The sequence below is a fragment of the Streptomyces sp. NPDC086777 genome, from assembly GCF_040702065.1.
Classification (GTDB): domain Bacteria; phylum Actinomycetota; class Actinomycetes; order Streptomycetales; family Streptomycetaceae; genus Streptomyces.
Map to the genome: position 1 here is coordinate 56,110 of NZ_JBFBJI010000048.1, position 8,564 is coordinate 64,673.

Below are 8,564 nucleotides of genomic sequence, written 5' to 3' on the forward strand. Positions count from 1 at the left end.
AGGATGCCGATGCGCCTGACGTCCCGCCCCGCCGACCGGGCGGCCGCCGGCGAACCCGCCGTACGAGATCGCGGCGTGCCCGGAACGCCGCTGCGTGCCGTGCTCGTTCTCGGCCTGCTCCTCGGGTTCTACGTGCTGGCCCTGCTGCTGCTCCTCGTGCTGGCGGGCCTGGACCTCTTCCTCGCCCGGGGCCCCGGCCTCACCGTCGTGGCGGTCGAGGGCTACCTCGGCTCGCTGGCGATCGCCTGGTGCGTGGTGCGGGTCGTCCTGCTCACCCGCGGCCCCGGAGACGGACCCGACGAGGTGCGCGGAGTGCCGCTGACACCGAGTGAGCAGCCGGAGCTGTGGCGGCAGGTGCGCAACCTGGCCGAGCGGGTGGGCACCCGGCCGCCCACGGAGATCCGGGTGGTCCCAGGGGCCAACGCCATGGTGCGGGAGGACGCCCGGTGGCTCGGGCTGGTCGCGGGCGAACGGCGGCTCTTCCTCGGCGTGGCGCTGCTGATCGGCCTGCCCCAGGACGAACTGGACGCCGTGCTCGGGCACGAACTCGGCCACTACGCCCACGACGACACCCGGCTGGGCGGCCTGCTCTGGGCGCTGCACGGCAGGCTGCAGCACACCGTCCACACCTTGCGCCGGCGGGCTGCGCGTGACGAGGCCGAGGCGAAGGCGAGGACCGCCCGCCGGGCCGCCCGGCGCCGGGCGGCGGGCAGGCCGCCCGCGGTCCAGCGGAAGCCGACGCCGGGCCCGGACCACTATCTGGCCCTCGTCTTCTGCGCGTACGCGCGGCTGTGCCTGCGGCTGACCGAGGCCGTCAGCCGCAGGCAGGAGTACGCGGCCGACCTGGTGGCCGCCCGCGTCGCCGGACGGGACACCACGGCCGCCGCACTGCGCCGCATCCCCGTGCTCGAAGCCGCCGACGACCTCTATCTGCGCGAGTACGCCCTGCTGGGGCGGGACGCCGGCCTGCTGCCCCCGGAAGGGCAGTTCCACGGGGGTCTCGCCCTGCTGCTCGCGGACTGCGCACGCCGGGCGGAACTGGACGCGTGGGCCCGCGGGCCGCTCCAGGAGGTGGTCCCCGAGGAGAGCTCTCCCTACGACAGCCACCCGCTCACGGCCGACCGCATCGCGGCCCTGACGTCGCTCCCCGACGACGGACGCACCACCACGCACCCCCGGCGCCCCGCCCTCGCGCTGTTCCGGGAGCCGGACCGCGTCCTCACCGCACTCGAACGAGCCGTACTGAGCGCGCAGACGCTGTCCTGGCGGCGCGTGCCCTGGGCGGAACTGCCCGCGTGGACCCGGCGCGAGAGCTGGGCGCGGGAAGCGGGGCCGCTGCTGGACGCCATGGCCCAGGTGACCGGCGCGCGGAGCGTCGGCGGGTCCCCGGCATCCGCGGTGCCGCACCTCCACCAGCTCCTCGACCTGATCGACCACGGCCTGCTGTACGACATCGCCGGCCGGCTGCCCAGGTCGGAGCAGTCCGGCCGGAGCAGCGGGCGCGCGGCACGCGAGTTCGCCAGGACGGCCTTCCGCACCGCCCTGCGCCGGCTCGCCCTGCTCGCCGCGCTGGACACCGGGCTGTGCCGGTGGGAACTGTGCTGGGCCGGACCCGCGGTGCGGGTGGTGGCACCCGAACGGTTCGCCGAGGCGCTGGAGGAAGCCCTGGACCACGCGATCGCCGAGCCGCCCGGCACAACCCCCCTGCGGGCTCTGCTGACCGGCGGCAGCCATACTCGGACAGCCTCCCCGGCCGTCTCGACAGCCGCTCCCTTCGACGGCCGCTACCCGAAAGACCCGACATGAACGTCCTGATCGACATAGCCGGTGCCGGCGCCCTCCTCTACGCGGCCGTCACCATCCCGCGCAACGCCCGCAAGGCGCGTGCGCTCAGGGCGGAGGCGAAGGCCAAGGCGCCGGTCAACATCGACCCCGCCAAGTACGGGCTGGTGCCCGCGGCCCAGCTCGACAGCCGTTTCGCGGGCCCCGATCCCGAGGCCGACGCGGTCGCCGCGGCCGCCCTCGCGGGTGACTGGCGGCGGGCCGCCGGCTACCTGGCCGGTGCGGGCCGCGACTGGGACCTGCGGTGGTACCGGCTCGGCATCCTCGTACACGCCGCCGCCGAGGACGACGCCTGGCTCAAGGCGTGGCGGACCGAGTACCCCGGCGACCCGTCCGCCGCCCTGGTGCACGCCGAAGCGCTGGTCGTGCTCGCGGGCAAGGTCCGCGGCGCGAAGTCGGCGAAGAGCACCACGGCGGAGCAGTTCGAGGGCTTCCACCGGCTGCTGGCCGAGGCGCTGCCTGCTTGCCGGGAAGCCGCCTGGATGGCGCCCGAGGACCCCTGTCCGTGGATCGCGCAGATCACCATCGCGCTGGGACTCGGCTGGTCGCACGACGACTTCCGGGCACTGTGGGCCGAGATCACCGCCCGCGACCCGCACCACTTCGGAGCCCACATGAGCGCGCTGCAGTACTGGTGCGCCAAGTGGCGTGGTTCGCACGAGCTGATGTACGCGTTCGCCGAACAGGCCGCGGCCGCCGCACCGCAGGGCAGCCTGCTGCCCGTCCTGCGCCTGGACGCCCTGATGGAGCACTCGTTCCGGGAGCCCGGGACACCCGTGTACGACCAGCCGTTCGTGCAGGCGGCCGTGGACGCCACCCTGGACGCCGTGGACCGCGTTCCGGCCGGACACCACCGGCTGCCGACGGTACGGCACCTGCTGGCGGACGCCATGTTCCGGACGAAGCGCTACCCGGAGGCCGTCGAGCAGTTCCGGGCGGTCGGCGGACACGTCGGCAGCCCGCCGTGGTCGTACTCCGCCAACCCGGTCAAGGCGTTCGTCTTCGCCCGCACCAACACCTTCGTGGCGTGGGAGAAGGCGGGCCGCCCGGCCCCTCCGCCGCGCGGCCGGTACCCGGGCCAGTGACACACGCGGCGGTCCCGGGCCGGTTCAGCGCGCCTTGAAACGGGACGGTGCCTTGGTCGGGTTGCCGCCCGAGGGGAGTTTCTGGCCCGGACAGGAGGCGAGCACCTTCTTCATCGCGGCCTTCTCGGCGGAGGTGACCCACAGGCCGTACTTCTTCTTCACGGCGACCTGCGCGGCCACGTAGGTGCAGCGGTAGGACTTGTCGGGCGGCAGCCAGGTGGCGGTGTCGCCGTCGCCCTTGCCCCGGTTGGCGCTCGCGTCGACAGCCAGGAGGTTGAGCGGGTCGTTGGCGAGGGCTATCCGCTTGCTGGCGTCCCAGTCGGCCGGGTGCCTGTTCCAGACCGTATGGAACGTGGTCACGGCAGCACGGCTCCCGCGGCCCGCGGCTGATACCGACTGTGTCGGCCTTTGTCAGCTGCCGCACTGCGTCAGCATCATCCGCTTGTCCGCGGCCGTCACCGGAAGGTCGTACTTGAGTGACACCTGGGCGAAGCGCACCACGTAGGAGCAGCGGATCTGCTTGTTGGGGGGCAGCCAGGTCGCGGGCCCCGAGTCGCTCTTGGCGCCGTTGGTGGGGCCGTCCACGGGGATCAGGTTGAGCGGGTCGTTGGCGATGTCCTCCCGCTTGTCCTTCGTCCAACGGGAGGCACCCATCTGCCAGTCGTACGACAGCGGCATGACGTGGTCTATCTGCACCGTCGTGGCGTGAGGCTTGGTCCATTCGATGGTCTTACCGGTGTACGGATCGTGCAGTGTCATGGAGGCGACGACGCAGTCGGATCCGGCCCGGAACCGGACCTTCTCGCCATCGCGTTTCAAGAGATCGTTTCGCGAGTCACAGCCGTTGCGAGCAAAGGGTATGGCGCCTGGAGCCGAGTCCATCCAGGCGTAGCCGAACTTGTCCCTCTCGTACCCCGTCTTCGGCCCGCGTCCCTTCGTCGCCACTTTTTCGATCAGCGACCGCGCCTTCGCCCTGTCCTCCGTGGAGGTGATCACCCCCAGCCCCGGCTTCGTGCCGTCAGGATTGTCCAGCGGGTTCACGGCCCGGCCATCACCGGCGGTCGAGACGGCGGAACCGGAGGATCCACTGCCCTCAGGTGGAGCAATGTCCTTGCAGCCTGTGATCAGGATTCCGGTGGCCGCCAGTACGGCGGATGCCACAACAACACGCCGACCCACAGCGCTGTACCTCATGTGCCTCTCAGTACGCATGGCCCACCACCCCCAGAATGAGCTGCGAAAACCATGCGATCATGCCGCGCAGCATAGAGATAACCCGGGTGTCGCAGGAGTTGGAGTCGGTGTCCGCCCAGGCGGAGCCGAACCTCTCCCGGGAGTAACCGGTCTTCGGCGCACGCCCCTTGACGGTCAGCGAGTCGGCGGCCGTCAGGGCCGCTCCCCCGCCGGTCGCGCCCGGGGCTCCCGAAGCCTCCTTGTTCTGCAGGTCCTTGCAGCCGGCCACGGCGAACACCATGACGACGGCCACGACCGCCCCGCCCCTCAGACGCGCCACGTGCGCCCCCTCCTCCTTGCCCCGGTCCGCCTACGCACGGGCGGATTTCCGCTGGTCCCAAGGTGACCGCCGGGCGGTTCGCCCCGGACACGGCGCAGAACGACACATGCCCGCAACCCGGCCTTGTAGGCGTCCGGTTGCCACCCCGGCCGAAGCCCGCGCCGTCCGCTTTCGCGCCCGCTCACTCCCCGCGGCGGGCGAACGCCCCCCGACGGCCCGCCTCACACCCTGCCGCGCGCCCACGGCTCCCGGCCGGGCAACGGACCGCGGAGCCACGGCTTCACGACGCCGTGACTCCGCCGCTCCGTGACTTCGCGGCTCCGTGACTTCGCAGCACGGCGGCTCCGCGGCTCCGCGGCTTCAGGGACCGGGTCCTGCTACGACCCCAGGATCGAGGCCAGGAACTCCCCCACCCAGCTCAGCAGTTCCCGGCCGACGAGCGGCTTGCCGCCGACCTTCGCGGTCTTCGGGCGGGGCACCAGCACCTGGTGGACGGCCGGCTTGATGACGGTCCCCGGGTACAGCCGCTTGAGGCGCAGTTCCTGCGACTCGCGCAACTCCACCGGCGCGAACCGGATGTTGGTGCCCTGGAGCACGATCTCGCCGACGCCGCACGCGCGGGCGAGCATCCGCAGCCCGGCGACGAGCAGCAGGTTCTCCACCGGTTCGGGCAGCTTGCCGTAGCGGTCGGTGAGTTCCTCGCGGACCGCCCTGATGTCGTCCTCCGAGTTGGCGGAGGCGATGGCGCGGTACGCCTGGAGACGCAGCCGCTCGCCGGGCGCGTAGTCGTGCGGGACGTGCGCGTCGACGGGCAGCTCGATCTTGACCTCGAGCGGCGGCTCCTCCTCGATCTCCCCGGTCTCCAGCTGCCGCCGGTAGTCCGCGACCGCCTCGCCGACCATGCGGACGTACAGGTCGAAGCCGACGCCCGCGATGTGCCCGGACTGCTCGCCGCCGAGCAGGTTGCCCGCGCCGCGGATCTCCAGGTCCTTCATGGCGACGTACATGCCGGCGCCCATCTCGGTGTGCTGGGCGATGGTGGCGAGGCGCTCGTGGGCCGTCTCCGTCAGGGGCTTCTCCGGCGGGTAGAGGAAGTACGCGTACCCGCGCTCCCGCCCACGGCCGACGCGGCCGCGCAGCTGGTGCAGCTGGGACAGGCCGAAGGTGTCGCCGCGCTCGACGATGAGGGTGTTGGCGTTGGAGATGTCGATGCCGGACTCGACGATCGTGGTCGAGACGAGGACGTCGAACTTCTTCTCCCAGAAGTCGACGACGACCTGTTCGAGGGCCGACTCGGACATCTGGCCGTGGGCGGTCGCGATGCGGGCCTCGGGGACGATGTCGCGGAGCCTGGCCGCGGCGCGGTCGATCGACTCGACCCGGTTGTGGATGTAGAAGACCTGGCCCTCGCGCAGCAGTTCGCGACGGATGGCGGCGCCGATCTGCTTCTCCTCGTACGGCCCGACGAAGGTGAGCACCGGGTGGCGCTCCTCCGGTGGCGTGGTGATCGTGGACATCTCGCGGATGCCGGTGACCGCCATCTCCAGGGTGCGGGGAATGGGTGTGGCCGACATGGTGAGCACGTCGACGTTGGCGCGGAGCTTCTTCAGCTGCTCCTTGTGCTCGACGCCGAAGCGCTGCTCCTCGTCGACGATGACCAGGCCCAGGTCCTTGAACCTGGTCTCCGAGGAGAAGAGGCGGTGGGTGCCGATGACGACGTCGACCGCGCCCTCCCTGAGCCCCTCCAGGGTCGCCTTCGCCTCGGTGTCGGTCTGGAACCTGGAGAGCGCCTTCACGCTCACCGGGAACTGCGAGTACCGCTCGGAGAACGTCCCGAAGTGCTGCTGCACGAGCAGGGTGGTGGGCACCAGGACGGCGACCTGCTTGCCGTCCTGGACGGCCTTGAAGGCGGCCCGCACCGCGATCTCCGTCTTGCCGTAGCCGACGTCGCCGCAGATCAGGCGGTCCATCGGGACCGACTTCTCCATGTCGTCCTTGACCTCGGCGATGGTGGTCAGCTGGTCGGGGGTCTCCGCGTACGGGAAGGCGTCCTCCAGCTCGCGCTGCCACGGGGTGTCCCCGCCGAAGGCGTGGCCGGGGGCGGCCATGCGGGCGCTGTAGAGCTTGATCAGGTCGGCGGCGATCTCCTTGACGGCCTTCTTGGCGCGCGCCTTGGTCTTCGTCCAGTCCGCGCCGCCCAGGCGGTGCAGGGTGGGGGCCTCGCCGCCGACGTACTTGGTGATCTGCTCCAGCTGGTCGGTCGGGATGTACAGCCGGTCGCCGGGCTGGCCCCGCTTGGCGGGGGCGTACTCCACGACCAGGTACTCGCGGGTGGCGCCCTGCACGGTGCGCTGCACCATCTCGATGTAGCGGCCGACGCCGTGCTGCTCGTGGACGATGTAGTCGCCCGCCTCCAGGGTGAGCGGGTCGATGGTCTTGCGGCGGCGGGCCGGCATCCGCGCGCCGTCCCTGCCGGCCGCCTTCTGCCCGGACAGGTCGGTCTCGGTCAGGACGGCGAGCCGGAGCGCGGGGTCGACGAATCCGTAGTCGATGGAGCCGCACGACACGTGCACGACCGAGGGGCCGAGCTCGCCCAGGTCGACGTCGAGGCGGGCCGCGATGCCCTCGCTCCCGAGCACCTCGACCGTGCGGGAGGCGGTGCCGTGGCCCTCGGTGACGTACACCGTGCGCCAGCCGTCGGCCAGCCAGCCCTTGGTGTCGGCGAGCGCCTTCGCGGTGTCGCCGCGGTAGGTCTCCGTGGCGTGCATGCCCAGCTTGAGGGTGTCGGCCGTACCCACCACGTCCAGGGCGTGGGTGAACGACTCGTCGGCGGCGAACGGCGACACCGACCACCACATCATGTCCAGCTCGCGGGCGCGGTCGCGGACGTCCGCGATGGACCACAGGGAGGCCGCGCCGACGTCGATGGGCGCCTCGCCGCCGCCCGCGGTGGCCGCCCAGGACGCCTGGAGGAACTCCTGGCTCGTGGCCACCAGGTCGGCGGCACGGGTCCGGACCCGCTCCGGGTCGCACACCACGGCCATGGCGCCCTTGGGCAGCACGTCGAGCAGCAGTTCCATGTCGTCGACCAGGACCGGGGCGAGGGACTCCATGCCCTCGACGGCGATCCCCTCGGCGATCTTGTTGAGCAGTTCGCCGAGCTCGGGGTGTTCCTCCGCGAGGGCACGCGCGCGGGCCCGGACGTCCTCGGTGAGCAGCAGCTCACGGCAGGGGGGCGCCCACAGGCCGTGCTCGGCGACCTCCAGGGAGCGCTGGTCGGCGACCTTGAAGTAGCGGATCTCCTCGACGTCGTCGCCCCAGAACTCGACGCGCAGGGGGTGTTCCTCGGTGGGCGGGAAGACGTCCAGGATGCCGCCGCGTACGGCGAACTCGCCGCGCTTCTCGACGAGCTCCACGCGCGCGTAGGCGGCGGCCGCGAGGGCTTCCACCACCTCGTTCAGGTCGGCGCTCTGCCCGGTGCGCAGCGCCACCGGCTCCAGGTCGCCGAGGCCCTTGACCTGCGGCTGGAGCACGGAGCGTACGGGGGCGACGACGACGGAGACCGGGCCGGTCTCGGGGTCGTCGGAGCTGGGGTGGGCGAGGCGGCGCAGGACGGCGAGGCGGCGGCCGACGGTGTCGCTGCGCGGGCTGAGCCGCTCGTGCGGGAGCGTCTCCCAGGAGGGGTACTCGGCGACGCCCTCGGAGGGCAGCAGGGTGCGCAGCGCCGACGCCAGGTCCTCGGCCTCTCGGCCGGTGGCGGTGACGGCGAGGACGGGGCGGCCGGCCTCGCGGGCCAGGGCGGCGACCGCGAGGGGGCGGGCCGCGGGAGGGCCGACCAGGTCGACGTGCATGCGGTTGCCGTCCGCGGCCGCCTTGATCGCTTCCGCGAGGGCGGGGTCCTTGACGACGGCGTCGAGCAGACCGTGCAGGCTCATTCAGGCGGCTTTCGTCGGGGGGTGGGCAACGCGAAGTGCCCGGCGCGGGCTGCGACCGGGGGGTCTCCAGCCTACGACTACGCGGGCGCGGGTGCCGGGGCTGTGGATAACCTCCGTGGCCCTGGTGACGCCGTACGCCCCGGTGGCCGTACCAGGGGGCTCCGCCCCCTGGACCCCCGAAGCCTATGC

The 8,564-nt window shown here is 72.3% G+C and carries 5 protein-coding genes and 1 pseudogene; 2 read left to right on the forward strand and 4 right to left on the reverse strand.

Annotation, left to right across the window (positions count from 1 at the left end; translation table 11 throughout):
* Window positions 1–9: 9 nt before the first annotated feature.
* Together AB0472_RS40330 and AB0472_RS40335 are read left to right on the forward strand one after the other, a co-directional pair.
* On the forward strand, window positions 10–1,806 hold the full coding sequence (locus tag AB0472_RS40330) for a M48 family metalloprotease (RefSeq protein ID WP_366364339.1): 1,797 nt from the start codon (window positions 10–12) through the stop codon (window positions 1,804–1,806).
* Window positions 1,803–2,927, forward strand: a complete 1,125-nt coding sequence (locus AB0472_RS40335; protein WP_366364340.1) for a hypothetical protein — start codon at window positions 1,803–1,805, stop codon at window positions 2,925–2,927. Before AB0472_RS40330 ends, AB0472_RS40335 begins: the two co-directional genes overlap by 4 nt.
* A gap of 24 nt (window positions 2,928–2,951) precedes the next feature.
* On the opposite strand, the gene AB0472_RS40340 is transcribed toward AB0472_RS40335, so the two are convergent.
* The 4 genes and pseudogenes from AB0472_RS40340 to mfd form a co-directional block, all read right to left on the reverse strand.
* Window positions 2,952–3,287 carry an HNH endonuclease family protein gene (locus AB0472_RS40340; protein WP_366364341.1) on the reverse strand — a complete coding sequence of 112 codons (336 nt, stop codon included), beginning with the start codon at window positions 3,285–3,287 and terminating at the stop codon, window positions 2,952–2,954.
* Window positions 3,288–3,338: 51 nt separating this feature from the next.
* Complete coding sequence (locus tag AB0472_RS40345; RefSeq protein ID WP_366364345.1) at window positions 3,339–4,034, reverse strand: HNH endonuclease family protein; 696 nt, start codon at window positions 4,032–4,034, stop codon at window positions 3,339–3,341.
* 169 nt (window positions 4,035–4,203) lie between these two features.
* Window positions 4,204–4,440, reverse strand: a pseudogene (locus AB0472_RS40350) (hypothetical protein); the annotation flags it as partial.
* Between the two features lie 377 nt (window positions 4,441–4,817).
* The gene (mfd, locus tag AB0472_RS40355; RefSeq protein ID WP_366364342.1) at window positions 4,818–8,375 is read right to left on the reverse strand and encodes a transcription-repair coupling factor; all 3,558 of its coding nucleotides are present in this window, start codon (window positions 8,373–8,375) and stop codon (window positions 4,818–4,820) included.
* Window positions 8,376–8,564 lie beyond the last annotated feature (189 nt).

Bases quoted from the DNA above. Each gene is read 5' to 3' on its own strand.
- mfd (WP_366364342.1), bottom strand. From the start codon at position 8,375: ATGAGCCTGCACGGTCTGCTCGACGCCGTCGTCAAGGACCCCGCCCTC.
- AB0472_RS40335 (WP_366364340.1), top strand. From the start codon at position 1,803: ATGAACGTCCTGATCGACATAGCCGGTGCCGGCGCCCTCCTCTACGCG.
- AB0472_RS40330 (WP_366364339.1), top strand. From the start codon at position 10: ATGCGCCTGACGTCCCGCCCCGCCGACCGGGCGGCCGCCGGCGAACCC.